Source organism: Enterobacter cloacae complex sp. SHL009 (assembly GCF_049237205.1).
In the GTDB taxonomy this organism is placed as follows: Bacteria; Pseudomonadota; Gammaproteobacteria; order Enterobacterales; family Enterobacteriaceae; genus Enterobacter; species Enterobacter cloacae_M.
In genome coordinates, this window is sequence record NZ_JBMKIW010000004.1 from 282,882 (window position 1) to 297,375 (window position 14,494).

The 14,494-nt window shown below is 57.7% G+C and carries 13 protein-coding genes; 11 read left to right on the forward strand and 2 right to left on the reverse strand.

Features of this window, described 5'->3' with window-relative positions; genetic code table 11:
- Positions 1-36 precede the first annotated feature (36 nt).
- The 8 genes from nuoG (at position 37) to nuoN (ending at position 10,062) form a co-directional block, all read left to right on the forward strand.
- The gene (gene nuoG / locus ACOTZC_RS12375) at positions 37-2,760 is read left to right on the forward strand and encodes an NADH-quinone oxidoreductase subunit NuoG (RefSeq protein ID WP_023312535.1); all 2,724 of its coding nucleotides are present in this window, start codon (positions 37-39) and stop codon (positions 2,758-2,760) included.
- Positions 2,757-3,734 (forward strand): NADH-quinone oxidoreductase subunit NuoH, encoded by a 978-nt coding sequence (gene nuoH / locus ACOTZC_RS12380; RefSeq protein WP_008500211.1) that lies wholly within the window; start codon positions 2,757-2,759, stop codon positions 3,732-3,734. The genes nuoG and nuoH overlap by 4 nt, the downstream gene beginning before the upstream one ends.
- Positions 3,735-3,747: 13 nt before the next feature.
- Positions 3,748-4,290, forward strand: coding sequence for an NADH-quinone oxidoreductase subunit NuoI (gene nuoI, locus ACOTZC_RS12385; RefSeq protein WP_003861491.1), 543 nt, complete (start codon positions 3,748-3,750; stop codon positions 4,288-4,290).
- 10 nt (positions 4,291-4,300) lie between these two features.
- Positions 4,301-4,855 (forward strand): NADH-quinone oxidoreductase subunit J, encoded by a 555-nt coding sequence (nuoJ, locus tag ACOTZC_RS12390; RefSeq protein ID WP_023312534.1) that lies wholly within the window; start codon positions 4,301-4,303, stop codon positions 4,853-4,855.
- Positions 4,852-5,154: an NADH-quinone oxidoreductase subunit NuoK gene (gene nuoK / locus ACOTZC_RS12395; RefSeq protein WP_003861496.1), complete on the forward strand. Its 303-nt coding sequence runs from the start codon at positions 4,852-4,854 to the stop codon at positions 5,152-5,154. Before nuoJ ends, nuoK begins: the two co-directional genes overlap by 4 nt.
- Entirely contained in the window at positions 5,151-6,992 is a 1,842-nt protein-coding gene (nuoL, locus tag ACOTZC_RS12400) for an NADH-quinone oxidoreductase subunit L (RefSeq protein ID WP_023325763.1), read from the forward strand. Before nuoK ends, nuoL begins: the two co-directional genes overlap by 4 nt.
- Before the next feature lie 76 nt (positions 6,993-7,068).
- A complete protein-coding gene (gene nuoM, locus ACOTZC_RS12405) occupies positions 7,069-8,598 on the forward strand; it encodes an NADH-quinone oxidoreductase subunit M (RefSeq protein ID WP_023312532.1) in 1,530 nt (509 codons plus the stop codon).
- A 6-nt stretch (positions 8,599-8,604) separates the two neighbouring features.
- Positions 8,605-10,062, forward strand: a complete 1,458-nt coding sequence (gene nuoN, locus ACOTZC_RS12410) for an NADH-quinone oxidoreductase subunit NuoN (RefSeq protein WP_023312531.1) — start codon at positions 8,605-8,607, stop codon at positions 10,060-10,062.
- A gap of 92 nt (positions 10,063-10,154) precedes the next feature.
- Here the strand turns inward: nuoN and ACOTZC_RS12415 are convergent, their stop codons facing one another.
- Together ACOTZC_RS12415 and rbn are read right to left on the reverse strand one after the other, a co-directional pair.
- Complete coding sequence (locus ACOTZC_RS12415; RefSeq protein WP_023312530.1) at positions 10,155-11,159, reverse strand: chemotaxis protein; 1,005 nt, start codon at positions 11,157-11,159, stop codon at positions 10,155-10,157.
- 64 nt (positions 11,160-11,223) lie between these two features.
- Complete coding sequence (gene rbn, locus ACOTZC_RS12420) at positions 11,224-12,141, reverse strand: ribonuclease BN (protein ID WP_023312529.1); 918 nt, start codon at positions 12,139-12,141, stop codon at positions 11,224-11,226.
- A gap of 71 nt (positions 12,142-12,212) precedes the next feature.
- On the opposite strand from rbn, the gene ACOTZC_RS12425 reads away from it, so the two are divergent.
- The 3 genes from ACOTZC_RS12425 to menF all read left to right on the forward strand — a co-directional run bounded on the left by ACOTZC_RS12425 (position 12,213) and on the right by menF (position 14,415).
- Positions 12,213-12,674: a GNAT family N-acetyltransferase gene (locus tag ACOTZC_RS12425; protein WP_421635790.1), complete on the forward strand. Its 462-nt coding sequence runs from the start codon at positions 12,213-12,215 to the stop codon at positions 12,672-12,674.
- A 53-nt stretch (positions 12,675-12,727) separates the two neighbouring features.
- A complete protein-coding gene (gene elaB, locus ACOTZC_RS12430; RefSeq protein WP_008500219.1) occupies positions 12,728-13,033 on the forward strand; it encodes a stress response protein ElaB in 306 nt (101 codons plus the stop codon).
- 86 nt (positions 13,034-13,119) lie between these two features.
- Positions 13,120-14,415, forward strand: a complete 1,296-nt coding sequence (menF, locus tag ACOTZC_RS12435; RefSeq protein WP_045402723.1) for an isochorismate synthase MenF — start codon at positions 13,120-13,122, stop codon at positions 14,413-14,415.
- Positions 14,416-14,494 lie beyond the last annotated feature (79 nt).

Sequence of the window (14,494 nt, forward strand, 5' to 3'; positions counted from 1 at the left end):
CGCTCGGTTTCGACCGAGCCAACTGGAAGCATGCTAATGGCTACGATTCATGTAGACGGCAAAGAATACGAAGTCAACGGGGCGGACAACCTGCTGGAAGCTTGTCTGTCTCTTGGCCTCGATATTCCGTACTTTTGCTGGCATCCGGCGCTGGGCAGCGTCGGTGCTTGCCGCCAGTGTGCGGTGAAGCAATATCAAAACGCGGAAGACACGCGTGGTCGCCTGGTGATGTCCTGTATGACGCCAGCCACCGAAGGCACTTTTATTTCGATTGATGACGAAGAAGCCAAACAGTTCCGCGAAAGCGTTGTGGAATGGTTGATGACCAACCACCCGCACGACTGTCCGGTCTGTGAAGAGGGCGGTAACTGCCACCTTCAGGATATGACCGTGATGACCGGCCACAGCTTCCGTCGCTATCGCTTTACCAAGCGTACCCACCGTAACCAGGACCTGGGGCCGTTCATCTCTCACGAAATGAACCGCTGCATCGCCTGCTACCGCTGCGTGCGTTACTACAAAGACTACGCAGACGGTCAGGATCTGGGCGTATATGGCGCGCACGATAACGTCTACTTCGGTCGTCCGGAAGACGGTACGCTGGAAAGCGAATTCTCTGGTAACCTGGTAGAAATCTGCCCGACAGGCGTATTCACGGATAAAACTCACTCCGAGCGTTACAACCGTAAATGGGACATGCAGTTTGCGCCAAGCATCTGCCAGCAGTGTTCCCTCGGCTGTAACACCAGCCCGGGTGAGCGTTACGGCGAGCTGCGTCGTATCGAAAACCGTTACAACGGCACCGTTAACCACTACTTCCTGTGCGACCGCGGTCGTTTCGGCTATGGCTATGTGAACCTGAAAGACCGTCCGCGTCAGCCGGTTCAGCGCCGTGGCGACGACTTCATTACCCTGAACGCTGAGCAGGCGATGCAGGGCGCGGCAGATATTCTGCGTCAGTCGAAGAAAGTGATCGGTATCGGCTCCCCGCGCGCCAGCATCGAAAGCAACTTCGCGCTGCGCGAGCTGGTTGGAGCGGAAAACTTCTATACCGGTATCGCTCAGGGCGAGCAGGAACGTCTGCAGCTGGTACTGAAAGTGCTGCGTGAAGGCGGTATTCATACCCCTGCGCTGCGCGAAATCGAATCTTATGATGCGGTCCTGGTGCTGGGTGAAGACCTGACGCAGACGGGCGCACGCGCGGCTCTGGCGGTTCGTCAGGCGGTGAAGGGTAAAGCACGTGAAATGGCAGCGGCGCAGAAAGTGGCTGACTGGCAGATTGCGGCGATCCTGAACATCGGCCAGCGCGCGAAGCATCCTCTGTTTGTGACCAACGTCGATAACACCCGTCTGGACGATATCGCGGCGTGGACCTACTGCGCGCCGGTTGAAGATCAGGCTCGTCTTGGCTTTGCGATTGCCCACGCGCTGGATAGCAGCTCGCCGGCCGTTGAGCTGGATCGCGACCTGCAGAACAAGGTCGACGTGATTGTTCAGGCCCTGGCGGGTGCGAAAAAACCGCTGATTATTTCCGGTACCAACGCCGGTAGCGCCGAGATCATTCAGGCGGCAGCCAACGTTGCCAAAGCCCTGAAAGGCCGCGGTGCGGACGTCGGTGTGACCATGATTGCCCGTGCGGTGAACAGCATTGGTCTGGGCATGATCGGCGGCGGCTCGCTGGAAGAAGCGTTAAGCGAACTGGAATCCGGTGCCGCTGACGCCGTTGTGGTGCTCGAAAACGACCTGCATCGCCACGCCTCTGCCGCTCGCGTTGACGCCGCGCTCTCCAAAGCGCCGCTGGTGATGGTCATTGACCATCAGCGCACGGCGATTATGGATAAAGCGCACCTGGTGCTCTCTGCGGCAAGCTTCGCAGAAAGCGACGGTACCGTTATCAACAACGAAGGCCGCGCGCAGCGTTTCTTCCAGGTTTACGACCCGGCGTACTACGACAGCAACACCGTGATGCTGGAAAGCTGGCGCTGGCTGCACTCCCTGCACAGCACCGTGCAGAGCCGTGAAGTGGACTGGACGCAGCTCGACCACGTTATCGACGCGGTAGTGGAAAAACTGCCTCAGCTGGCAGGCATTAAAGATGCCGCACCTGAAGCAAGCTTCCGCATTCGCGGCCAGAAACTGGCGCGTGAACCGCACCGCTACAGCGGCCGTACCGCGATGCGCGCCAACATCAGCGTGCACGAACCGCGCCAGCCGCAGGATAAAGACACCATGTTCGCCTTCTCCATGGAAGGGAACAACCAGCCGTCTGCGCCGCGTTCGCAAATCCCGTTCGCATGGGCGCCAGGCTGGAACTCCCCGCAGGCATGGAACAAGTTCCAGGCTGAAGTGGGTGGCTCCCTGCGCCACGGCGATCCGGGCGTGCGTCTGATTGAAGCTTCCGAAACCGGTCTGGACTTCTTCACCACCGTGCCGGCGAGCTTCCAGGCGCAGGACGGTAGCTGGCGTATCGCGCCGTACTACCATCTGTTCGGTAGCGACGAGCTGTCCCAGCGTTCACCTGTCTTCCAGACTCGTATGCCGCAGCCGTACATCAAGCTCAACCCGGCGGATGCCGCGAAGCTTGGCGTTAACGCGGGCGCAAACATTGCCTTTAGCTATGACGGCCAGACAATCAGCCTGCCGCTGATTATCTCCGAAGGTCTGACAGCAGGGCAGGTGGGTCTGCCGATGGGTATGCCTGGCATCGCGCCGGTTCTGGCGGGTGCGCGTCTTGATAATCTGCAGGAGGCAAAAGCATGAGTTGGTTAACGCCGGATCTTATCGACATCCTGCTGAGCATTCTGAAAGCGATTGTTATTCTGCTGGTGGTGGTCACCTGCGGCGCGTTCATGAGCTTTGGTGAACGTCGTCTGCTCGGTCTGTTCCAGAACCGTTACGGACCGAACCGCGTGGGCTGGGGTGGTTCACTCCAGCTGGTCGCGGACATGATCAAGATGTTCTTTAAAGAGGACTGGATCCCGCGCTTCTCTGACCGCGTGATCTTTACTCTGGCACCGATGATCGCCTTCACCTCGCTGCTGTTGGCGTTTGCTATCGTTCCGGTCAGCCCGACCTGGGTGGTCGCTGATCTGAACATCGGCATTCTGTTCTTCCTGATGATGGCAGGCCTCGCGGTTTACGCGGTGCTGTTCGCAGGCTGGTCCAGTAACAACAAATACTCGCTGCTGGGTGCGATGCGTGCTTCCGCGCAGACGCTGAGCTACGAAGTGTTCCTGGGACTTTCCCTGATGGGCGTGGTGGCGCAGGCCGGTTCATTCAACATGACCGACATCGTCAACAACCAGGCCGACATCTGGAACGTTATCCCGCAGTTCTTTGGGTTTATTACCTTTGCTATCGCGGGCGTGGCGGTGTGTCACCGTCACCCGTTTGACCAGCCAGAAGCCGAACAGGAACTGGCGGACGGTTACCACATCGAATATTCCGGTATGAAATTCGGTCTGTTCTTCGTGGGCGAGTACATCGGTATCGTCACCATTTCCGCGTTGATGGTAACGCTGTTCTTCGGTGGCTGGCATGGCCCGTTCTTACCGCCGTTCATCTGGTTCGCGCTGAAAACCGCGTTCTTCATGATGATGTTCATTTTGATTCGCGCAGCGTTACCGCGTCCGCGTTACGACCAGGTAATGTCCTTCGGCTGGAAAGTGTGCCTGCCGCTGACGCTCGTCAACTTGTTGGTAACGGCCGCTGTCATTCTCTGGCAGCAGCCATAAGGGGCTATAGACCATGACCTTAAAAGAATTACTGGTAGGCTTCGGTACCCAGGTACGCAGTATCTGGATGATCGGCCTGCACGCGTTTGCCAAACGCGAAACCCGGATGTACCCGGAAGAGCCGGTATATCTGCCGCCGCGCTACCGTGGCCGTATCGTGCTGACGCGCGACCCGGACGGTTCCGAGCGCTGCGTTGCCTGTAACCTGTGTGCGGTAGCGTGTCCGGTAGGCTGTATCTCTCTGCAGAAAGCAGAGACGGTAGACGGCCGCTGGTACCCTGAGTTCTTCCGCATCAACTTCTCACGCTGCATCTTCTGCGGTCTGTGTGAAGAAGCGTGCCCAACCACGGCGATTCAGCTGACTCCAGACTTCGAGCTGGGTGAGTACAAGCGTCAGGACCTGGTGTATGAGAAAGAGGATCTGCTGATTTCCGGTCCGGGCAAATACCCGGAATATAACTTCTACCGGATGGCGGGTATGGCAATCGACGGCAAAGATAAGGGCGAAGCAGAGAACGAAGCTAAGCCTATCGACGTCAAGAGCCTGTTACCGTAAGGAGAGGGCAATGGAATTCGCTTTTTATATCTGTGGCCTTATCGCCATCCTGGCTACGCTGCGAGTGATTACGCACACCAATCCGGTGCATGCGCTGCTGTACTTAATCATTTCGCTGCTGGCCATTTCCGGGGTGTTCTTCGCACTGGGCGCGCACTTCGCCGGTGCGCTGGAAATCATCGTCTACGCCGGGGCCATCATGGTGCTGTTCGTGTTCGTGGTGATGATGCTGAACCTGGGCGGCTCTGAAATTGAGCAGGAACGTCAGTGGTTAAAACCGCAGGTGTGGATTGGTCCGGCAATTTTGTCGGCCATCATGCTGGCGGTGATTGTTTACGCCATTCTGGGCGTCAACGATCAGGGCATCGACGGCACGCCGATCGGCGCTAAAGAGGTCGGTATTACCCTCTTTGGCCCATACGTTCTGGCGGTTGAACTGGCCTCAATGCTGCTGCTGGCAGGTCTGGTTGTTGCTTTCCACGTTGGCCGCGAAGAGCGTGCTGGTGAGGTGCTGAGCAACCGCACTGACGACCGCGCGAAAAGAAAAACGGAGGAGCGCGCATGATCCCCTTAACACATGGACTGATCCTCGCTGCGATTTTATTCGTTCTGGGTTTGACCGGTCTGGTTATCCGCCGCAATCTGCTGTTTATGCTGATCGGTCTGGAAATCATGATTAACGCCTCCGCGCTGGCCTTCGTGGTCGCCGGAAGCTACTGGGGCCAGACCGATGGTCAGGTGATGTACATTCTCGCCATCAGCCTCGCGGCTGCCGAAGCGAGTATTGGCCTGGCGCTGTTGCTGCAGCTCCATCGTCGCCGCCAGAATCTGAACATCGATTCAGTAAGTGAGTTGCGTGGATGAACATGCTTGCCTTAACCATTATTTTTCCGCTGATTGGCTTCGTGCTGCTGGCGTTTTCTCGCGGCCGCTGGTCTGAGAATCTGTCTGCGACCGTCGGCATGGGCTCTGTTGGCCTGGCCGCGCTGGTGACGGCGTATGCGGGTATCGACTTCTTTAACAACGGGCGTCAGCCTTTCAGCGTACCGCTGTGGACCTGGATGTCGGTCGGTGATTTCAACATCGGCTTCAACCTGGTGCTGGACGGCCTCTCGCTGACCATGCTCTCCGTGGTCACCGGCGTTGGCTTCCTGATCCACATGTTCGCCTCCTGGTATATGCGCGGTGAAGAGGGTTACTCCCGCTTCTTCGCCTACACCAACCTGTTTATCGCCAGCATGGTGGTTCTGGTGCTGGCCGATAACCTGCTGCTGATGTATCTGGGCTGGGAAGGCGTAGGTCTGTGTTCTTACCTGCTGATCGGTTTCTACTACACCGATCCGAAGAATGGCGCAGCGGCCATGAAGGCGTTCGTCGTGACCCGCGTGGGTGACGTCTTCCTCGCTTTCGCGCTGTTCATTCTTTACAACGAACTGGGCACGCTGAACTTCCGCGAAATGGTGGAACTGGCGCCGGCGCACTTCGCTGCAGGCAACAACATGCTGTGGTGGGCAACGCTGATGCTGCTTGGTGGCGCCGTGGGTAAATCCGCGCAGCTGCCGTTGCAGACATGGCTGGCCGACGCGATGGCGGGTCCAACCCCTGTCTCCGCGCTGATCCACGCCGCGACCATGGTAACCGCCGGTGTCTACCTGATTGCGCGTACCCATGGCCTGTTCCTGATGACCCCGGAAATTCTGCATCTGGTGGGTATCGTCGGTGCGGTCACGCTGGTGCTGGCAGGTTTTGCCGCGCTGGTGCAGACCGACATCAAACGCGTTCTCGCGTATTCCACCATGAGCCAGATCGGTTACATGTTCCTGGCGCTGGGCGTTCAGGCATGGGACGCAGCCATTTTCCACCTGATGACACACGCGTTCTTTAAAGCGCTGTTGTTCCTGTCATCTGGTTCCGTGATCCTGGCCTGCCACCACGAGCAGAACATCTTCAAGATGGGCGGACTGCGTAAGTCCATTCCACTGGTTTATGTCTGCTTCCTGGTAGGCGGCGCGGCGCTGGCGGCACTGCCGCTGATCACCGCGGGCTTCTTCAGTAAGGACGAAATCCTTGCGGGTGCCATGGCGAATGGTCATATCAATCTGATGGTTGCGGGTCTGGTCGGTGCGTTCATGACCTCCCTGTATACCTTCCGTATGATTTTCATCGTATTCCACGGTAAAGAACAAATTCACGCTCACGCAGGGAAGGGGATTACCCACCACCTGCCGCTGATTGTGCTGCTGGTACTGTCCACCTTCGTTGGCGCGATGATTGTGCCACCGCTGCAGGGCGTACTGCCAGACACCACCGAGCTTGAGCACGGTCGCGTTCTGACGCTTGAAATCACCTCCGGTGTGGTCGCTATCGCGGGCATCCTGATCGCTGCATGGCTGTGGCTGGGCAAACGTACGCTGGTGACTGCCGTTGCCAACAGTGCGCCGGGCCGTCTGCTGGGCACCTGGTGGTACAACGCGTGGGGCTTCGACTGGCTGTACGACATGATCTTCGTTAAGCCGTTCCTGGGCATTGCGTGGCTGCTGAAGCGCGACCCACTGAACAGCCTGATGAATATCCCGGCGATCCTTTCCCGCTTTGCAGGTAAAGGCCTGCTGTACAGCGAGAACGGTTACCTGCGCTGGTATGTGGCGTCCATGAGCATCGGTGCGGTTGTCGTGCTGGCGCTGCTGATGGTGTTGCGTTGATCGTTAAGTGAATTTTATTCGAATTCGTTGAAAATCAGGCCCCTGCTGGGGGCCTTAAAAAGGAATGTAAATCGCCATGTTACTACCCTGGCTAATATTAATTCCCTTCATCGGCGGCTTCCTGTGCTGGCAGACTGAACGCTTTGGCGTGAAGATGCCGCGCTGGATCGCGCTGATCACCATGGGATTGACGCTCGCGCTTGGCCTGCAACTGTGGTTGCAGGGCGGTTACTCACTGACCCAGTCTGCGGGCATTCCGCAGTGGCAGTCTGAGTTCATCCTGCCGTGGATCCCGCGTTTCGGCATTACGATCCACCTGGCGATTGACGGTCTGTCGCTACTGATGGTGGTGCTGACCGGTCTGCTCGGCGTTCTGGCGGTACTTTGCTCCTGGCGAGAAATCGAAAAATACCAGGGCTTCTTCCACCTGAACCTGATGTGGATCCTGGGCGGCGTGATCGGCGTGTTCCTTGCCATCGACATGTTCCTGTTCTTCTTCTTCTGGGAGATGATGCTGGTGCCGATGTACTTCCTGATCGCGCTGTGGGGCCACAAGGCGTCCGACGGTAAAACGCGTATCACGGCGGCAACCAAGTTCTTCATCTATACCCAGGCGAGTGGTCTGGTGATGCTGATTGCTATTCTGGCGCTGGTGTTTGTTCACCACAACGCGACCGGTACCTGGACCTTCAACTACGAAGATCTGCTGAAGACGCCAATGTCCCACGGCGTTGAATACCTGCTGATGCTGGGCTTCTTCATCGCGTTCGCGGTGAAAATGCCGGTCGTTCCGCTGCACGGCTGGCTGCCAGACGCGCACTCTCAGGCACCAACGGCGGGTTCCGTTGACCTGGCGGGCATCTTGCTGAAAACGGCCGCCTATGGTCTGCTGCGTTTCGCACTGCCGCTGTTCCCGAATGCCTCCGCAGAGTTCGCACCGATTGCCATGTGGCTGGGTGTGATCGGTATCTTCTACGGTGCCTGGATGGCCTTCACGCAGTACGACATCAAGCGTCTGATTGCCTACACCTCCGTTTCCCACATGGGCTTCGTGCTGATTGCTATCTACACCGGCAGCCAGCTGGCGTACCAGGGCGCGGTGATCCAGATGATTGCGCACGGTCTGTCCGCAGCCGGCCTCTTCATCCTGTGCGGTCAGCTGTACGAGCGTCTGCATACCCGCGACATGCGCATGATGGGCGGCCTGTGGAGCAAAATTAAATGGCTGCCAGCGCTGTCCATGTTCTTCGCGGTGGCTACCCTGGGGATGCCGGGTACCGGTAACTTCGTCGGCGAATTTATGATTCTGTTCGGCAGCTTCAAAGTGGTACCGGTGATTACCGTGATCTCCACCTTTGGTCTGGTGTTCGCTTCCGTGTACTCGCTGGCGATGCTGCACCGCGCCTACTTCGGTAAAGCGAAGAGCGAAATTGCTGCACAAGAACTGCCGGGGATGTCGCTGCGTGAGCTGTTCATCATCTTGCTGCTGGTCGTACTACTGGTGCTGCTGGGCTTCTTCCCGCAGCCGATTCTGGATACCTCGCATAGCGCGATGGGCAACATCCAGCAGTGGTTTGTTAATTCTGCTTCTACTACAAGGCCGTAATTCGCCATGACAATAACTCCACAACAACTGATCGCGCTGCTACCGCTGCTGATCGTCGGATTGACGGTGGTGGTTGTGATGCTCTCCATTGCGTGGCGACGCAATCACTTCCTGAATGCCACGCTGTCGGTCATCGGCCTGAACGCCGCGTTAGTCTCTCTCTGGTTTGTTGGCCAGGGTGGGGCGATGGACGTCACCCCGCTGATGCGCGTTGACGGTTACGCCATGCTGTATACCGGTCTGGTGCTGCTGGCGAGCCTGGCAACCTGTACCTTTGCGTACCCGTGGCTCGAAGGCTACAACGACAACAAAGAAGAGTTTTACCTGCTGGTTCTGATTGCCGCGCTGGGCGGCATTCTGCTGGCGAATGCGAACCACCTGGCCGCGCTGTTCCTCGGTATTGAGCTGATCTCTCTGCCGCTGTTCGGCCTGATTGGTTACGCCTTCCGTCAGAAGCGCTCCCTGGAAGCAAGCATCAAGTACACCATTCTGTCTGCTGCTGCGTCCTCGTTCCTGCTGTTTGGTATTGCGCTGCTGTACGCACAGTCCGGTAACCTCTCCTTTATGGCGCTCGGCAAGAGCCTCGGTGACGGCATGCTGCATGAGCCGCTGCTGCTGGCAGGTCTGGGCATGATGATTGTTGGCCTCGGCTTCAAACTCTCTCTGGTGCCGTTCCACCTGTGGACGCCAGACGTATACCAGGGCGCCCCGGCTCCGGTGTCGACCTTCCTGGCGACGGCGAGCAAGATCGCTATCTTCGGTGTGGTCATGCGTCTGTTCCTGTACGCGCCTGTGGGTGACAGCGAAGCGGTTCGCGTGGTGCTGGGCATTATCGCGTTCGTCTCCATCATCTTCGGTAACCTGATGGCGCTGAGCCAGACCAACATCAAGCGTCTGCTGGGCTACTCGTCTATCTCTCATCTGGGCTACCTGATGGTGGCGCTGATTGCGCTGCAGAGCGGCGAGATGTCGATGGAAACCGTAGGCGTGTATCTGGCCGGTTACCTGTTCAGCAGTCTCGGCGCCTTCGGCGTGGTGAGCCTGATGTCCAGCCCGTACCGTGGCCCGGATGCCGATTCACTGTTCTCCTACCGTGGTCTGTTCTGGCACCGTCCGATCCTGTCCGCGGTAATGACCGTGATGATGCTCTCTCTGGCAGGTATCCCGATGACGCTTGGCTTCATCGGTAAGTTCTACGTGCTGGCCGTCGGTGTGCAGGCGCACCTGTGGTGGCTGACCGCGGGCGTGGTTATCGGCTCCGCGATTGGTCTCTACTACTACCTGCGCGTGGCCGTGAGCCTGTACCTGAGCGCGCCTCAGCAGCTCAACCGTGATGCCCCAACCAACTGGCAGTACAGCGCCGGTGGTATCGTCGTGCTTATCTCCGCACTGCTGGTGCTGATCTTCGGTATCTATCCGCAGCCGCTGATTGATATCGTGCAGCGAGCGATGCCGCTGATGTAAAAACAAAAAACCCGCCTCGGCGGGTTTTTTTATGGTTTTCCCCCTCTCCCAGTAGGAGAGGGCCGGGGTGAGGGCACCAGCCCGCACCATGCTTAAGCCAGCTGCTTGCGGCTAATCAACGGCCCGTCAATCTTCTTCATCGAGCGGTCCAGCACTTCCTCAATCACCGACGACAGCTCGTTCAGCTCAAACTTCGCCACGTACCCGTCGGCCTTCACCTTGCGAATATGGTCTTCGTTGGCGTTGCCGGAAAGGGAAGAGTGGATCACTACCGGAATGTCCTTCAATACCGGGTCGGTTTTGATTTTGCGCGTGAGCGTAAAACCGTCCATCTCAGGCATTTCGAGGTCGGTCAGCACCAGAGCGATCTTATCGGTGATGGGAACTCCTTCAGCCTGCGCCTGTGCGGCCAGCACGCCAATTTTCTCCCACGCGTCTTTGCCGGTGATATGCAGCTGCGCGGGGATCTCCATCGCCTGCAGACCTTTCTCCAGCATCGAGCGCGCCACCTTGGAATCTTCTGCAACGATAGCGACAGCGCCTGGCTTGATATGGAATTTGGTGGTCTTTAGATTCGTGGCGTGCAGATCGTGATTGGCCGGGGTTATGTCATACAGGATCTGCTCAACGTCCAGCACCATCGCCAGATCGTTGGTATCGGTCTTCTCGTCAAGACACGCAATGCTGGTGATGTAGCGACCGCTGACGGCGGTTTCCGCCGCATGCACCTGCTTCCAGTCCAGACGCATGATGTTCTCAACCGATTCCACGGCAAACGCCTGCACGCTGCGCGCATATTCGGTGATCAGCAGGATGTTCAGCCCGGTAGTGGGCTTACAGCCCGCCACGGCGGCCAGGTCAATCACCGGGATCACCTGATCGCGAATATTCACCATTCCCATCAGCGGCGATTTCATCCCGGCGGGTTTCGTGAACTCCGGCATCGGCACAATTTCACGCAGCTTAAAGACGTTAATGCCAAACAGCTCAGATTTATTTTCGTTCAGAGAGGTGCCAAGACGGAACAGCAACAGTTCAAAACGGTTCGACAGGGTCAGATTCGCCCTGTCATCAATATCTTTCTGGAAATTATCCATTCTACCCTCGAGAGAAATGCTGACCTTTTAATCGTTATCGGCATCCTGAAGGAAAAATGAAGGACTAAACGCTAACCTGAGCGAAATCTTCGGCCAGCTCACATTCCGGGAACAGCGCGCGGCACTCTGCCAGCAGCTTTTCGCAGCCCCGCGCGTCGTAGCGCGAGCTGACATGAGTGACGATGAGCCGCCCGACGCCCGCGTCACGGGCAAGCTGTGCCGCCTGTCGCGTGGAGCTATGGCCCCGGCCGTTGGCCTTCTCTTCCATCGCCGTTTCAAGCGTCGCTTCATGCACCATCACGTCCACGCCCTGAGCCAGCGTGAGCGCTGCCGGGCATGGGGCCGTATCGCCAAAAATCGCCAGCTTTTTGCCGGGCTGCGGTGCGGCGAGATAATCCTGGCCGTTAATGACGCGTCCGTCCTCCAGCGTGACGGTCTCTCCGTGCTTAAGACGCTGGAACAGCGGCCCGGGTTTTACGCCGTCGGCCATCAGCGCGGCGGCATCCAGCGCGCCGGGTTTATCATGCGCATCAATACGGTAGCCATAGCACTCCACAGGATGATTGAGCGGTTGAGCAGTAACCCGATAATCCTCGTCATCGAATACCAGCCCTTCGGCAATCTCAACGACCTCCAGCGGATAATCGGTCCATGACCCGCTCAGGCGTAGCGTAGTTTCAACAAATTCACGAATACCCGCTGGCCCGTAAATCGTCAGCGGGTTGGCGTTACCGGCCATCGAGCGGCTGCACAGAAGGCCGGGAAGGCCAAACAGGTGGTCGCCATGCAGATGGGTGATAAAAATTTTATCCAGCTTGCCGGGGTGGTAAGCGGTGTGTAACAGCTGATGCTGCGTCCCTTCACCACAGTCAAACAGCCACAGCCCGCCGCGGGTGGGATGCTTAAGATCCAGCAGGATCGCCGTCACGTTTCGTGAGCGGGTTGGCACGCCAGCGGACGTACCCAGAAAAATCAGTTCCATAACGCAATCAGCCCTTTGCCGAACGGGGAGGGGTTTAGTATAACGTGATGAACCCCAGGAAGGAGACTGACATGATCCAGTGGCAAAATTTACATCATAGCGAACTCACCGTTCATTCACTTTATGCCCTGCTGAAGCTGCGCTGTGAAGTGTTTGTTGTAGAACAGACCTGCCCGTATCAGGACATCGACGGCGATGACCTCGTTGGTGAGAACCGCCATATCCTCGGCTGGCGGGATAACGAGCTGGTGGCGTATGCGAGGATTCTGAAAAGCGAAGACGATTTTGAGCCTGTCGTCATTGGCCGCGTCATCATCAGCGGCAAGGCGCGCGGTGAAAAGCTGGGCTATCAGCTGATGGAAAAAACGCTGGAGGCGTGCCGGAAACAGTGGCCGGACAAGGCGTTATACCTGGGCGCGCAGGCGCACCTGCAGTCCTTCTACGGCCATTTTGGTTTTACGCCGGTAACGGAGGTATACGATGAAGATGGTATTCCGCATATCGGCATGGCGCGGGAAACGAAGCAGGCGTAATGGCGAGTCGTTGGCTATAGTTAGCGGACTGGTGTACTAACATGGAGAAAAATATGTCATTTCAATCCTGGGATACCCGTATCGACGACGACCTGGCCTTGCTGAGCGAAACGCTGGAAGAGGTGTTACGTTCCTCTGGCGACCCTGCCGATCAGAAATATATTGAGCTAAAAGCCCGCGCCGAGCAGGCGCTGCATGAAGTGAAAAACCGCGTCAGCCATGCGTCTGATACCTACTACTACCGTGCCAAAAAAGCGGTGTACCGTGCCGATGATTACGTTCATGAAAAACCGTGGCAGGGTATTGGGGTGGGTGCTGCCGTGGGGCTGGTGCTGGGGCTGCTGTTAGCCCGTCGTTAAGCCGCTTAACCACTCCCTATACGTGGGTACTGCTATTTATGGCCAGTACCCCGTATAATATGACGTTTTAACAGGGAGAGGTTCGCGTGAATTCGATTTTCCTCGCGCTGGAGCAACTGCGTACCCAGCTTTCGCAAGCGTTACCCGCAGCACCCGGCATACGTCATTTCGACGTCTCTTTCCCGTTAAACGACGCCTTCGATCCCCTCGCCTGGCTGGGCGAGCAGCAGTGTTATCCGCAGTTTTACTGGCAGCAGCGTAACGGTGATGAAGAGCTGGCCGCGCTGGGGGCGGTCACCCAATTTTCCTCTCTGGCATTAGCCTCGCAGTTTTTGCGCGCGCAAAACGCGGCAGGTGATACCCGCATCTGCGGCCTGAACGCCTTTAATCCCGAACAGGGCAGCCTCTTTTTACCGCGACTGCTCTGGCGACGCACCGCCGGCACCGCTACGCTGCGTCTGCAGCTGTGGAGCAACCGCTCGCTTCAGGAGGATGCCCGCGTCGCGCAGGATTTTTTACAGCAGCTCCGTCCTGCGAGATCTATCCGTCCGCTCTCCGTGCAGGTTGAGCACGAAACCCATCAGCCGCAGCAGGCCGAATGGCTGAGACTGATCCGCAGGGCGACGGAGACCATCGCGCGCGGTGATTTTGAAAAAGTGGTGCTCGCCCGGGCAACCGATCTGCAGTTCACGCAGCGCGTTAACCCTGTCGCGCTGATGGCCGCCAGCCGCGCCCTCAATTTACATTGCTATCATTTCTGCATGGTATTCGACGCCAGCAACGCTTTTCTCGGCTCGACCCCCGAGCGTCTCTGGCGGCGGCGCGGCAAGCTGCTGCGCACGGAAGCGCTCGCGGGAACCGTCGCCAGCCATACCGATGATAGCCAGGCGCAGCGTCTCGGCGAGTGGCTGCTTAACGATGATAAAAACCAGCGCGAAAATATGCTGGTGGTGGAAGATATCTGCCAGCGTCTTCAGCACTCTACGCAGACGCTTGAGGTACTGCCCCCCCAGGTGGTACGCCTGCGTAAAGTGCAGCATTTGCGCCGCTGTATCTGGACCGAGCTGAAACAGGCCGACGACGAGCAGTGTCTGCTCATGTTGCAGCCGACCGCGGCCGTTGCCGGATTACCCCGACAGCCCGCGCGCGAGTTTATCCAGAAGGTTGAACCCTTTAACCGCGAGTGGTACGCCGGTTCGGCCGGGTATTTATCCCCCGAACAGAGTGAGTTCTGCGTGGCGCTGCGCTCCGCGCGCGTTCAGGAGGACTCCCTGCGGCTCTACGCCGGTGCCGGTATTGTCAGCGGATCTGACCCGGAGCAGGAGTGGCAGGAGATCGAAAACAAAGCCGCCGGATTGCGCTCTCTGCTCCTAAGGGATTAATACAGATTCGCGCAATCCCGATTCATATCAAAATTCTAATTTTTTCTATTATTTATACTGTGTCGCATTCTTGATACCG

Coding starts and splice junctions, on each gene's coding strand:
- nuoG (WP_023312535.1), top strand. CDS start 37: ATGGCTACGATTCATGTAGACGGCAAAGAATACGAAGTCAACGGGGCG.
- nuoH (WP_008500211.1), top strand. CDS start 2,757: ATGAGTTGGTTAACGCCGGATCTTATCGACATCCTGCTGAGCATTCTG.
- nuoI (WP_003861491.1), top strand. CDS start 3,748: ATGACCTTAAAAGAATTACTGGTAGGCTTCGGTACCCAGGTACGCAGT.
- nuoJ (WP_023312534.1), top strand. CDS start 4,301: ATGGAATTCGCTTTTTATATCTGTGGCCTTATCGCCATCCTGGCTACG.
- nuoK (WP_003861496.1), top strand. CDS start 4,852: ATGATCCCCTTAACACATGGACTGATCCTCGCTGCGATTTTATTCGTT.
- nuoL (WP_023325763.1), top strand. CDS start 5,151: ATGAACATGCTTGCCTTAACCATTATTTTTCCGCTGATTGGCTTCGTG.
- nuoM (WP_023312532.1), top strand. CDS start 7,069: ATGTTACTACCCTGGCTAATATTAATTCCCTTCATCGGCGGCTTCCTG.
- nuoN (WP_023312531.1), top strand. CDS start 8,605: ATGACAATAACTCCACAACAACTGATCGCGCTGCTACCGCTGCTGATC.
- ACOTZC_RS12415 (WP_023312530.1), bottom strand. CDS start 11,159: ATGGATAATTTCCAGAAAGATATTGATGACAGGGCGAATCTGACCCTG.
- rbn (WP_023312529.1), bottom strand. CDS start 12,141: ATGGAACTGATTTTTCTGGGTACGTCCGCTGGCGTGCCAACCCGCTCA.
- ACOTZC_RS12425 (WP_421635790.1), top strand. CDS start 12,213: ATGATCCAGTGGCAAAATTTACATCATAGCGAACTCACCGTTCATTCA.
- elaB (WP_008500219.1), top strand. CDS start 12,728: ATGTCATTTCAATCCTGGGATACCCGTATCGACGACGACCTGGCCTTG.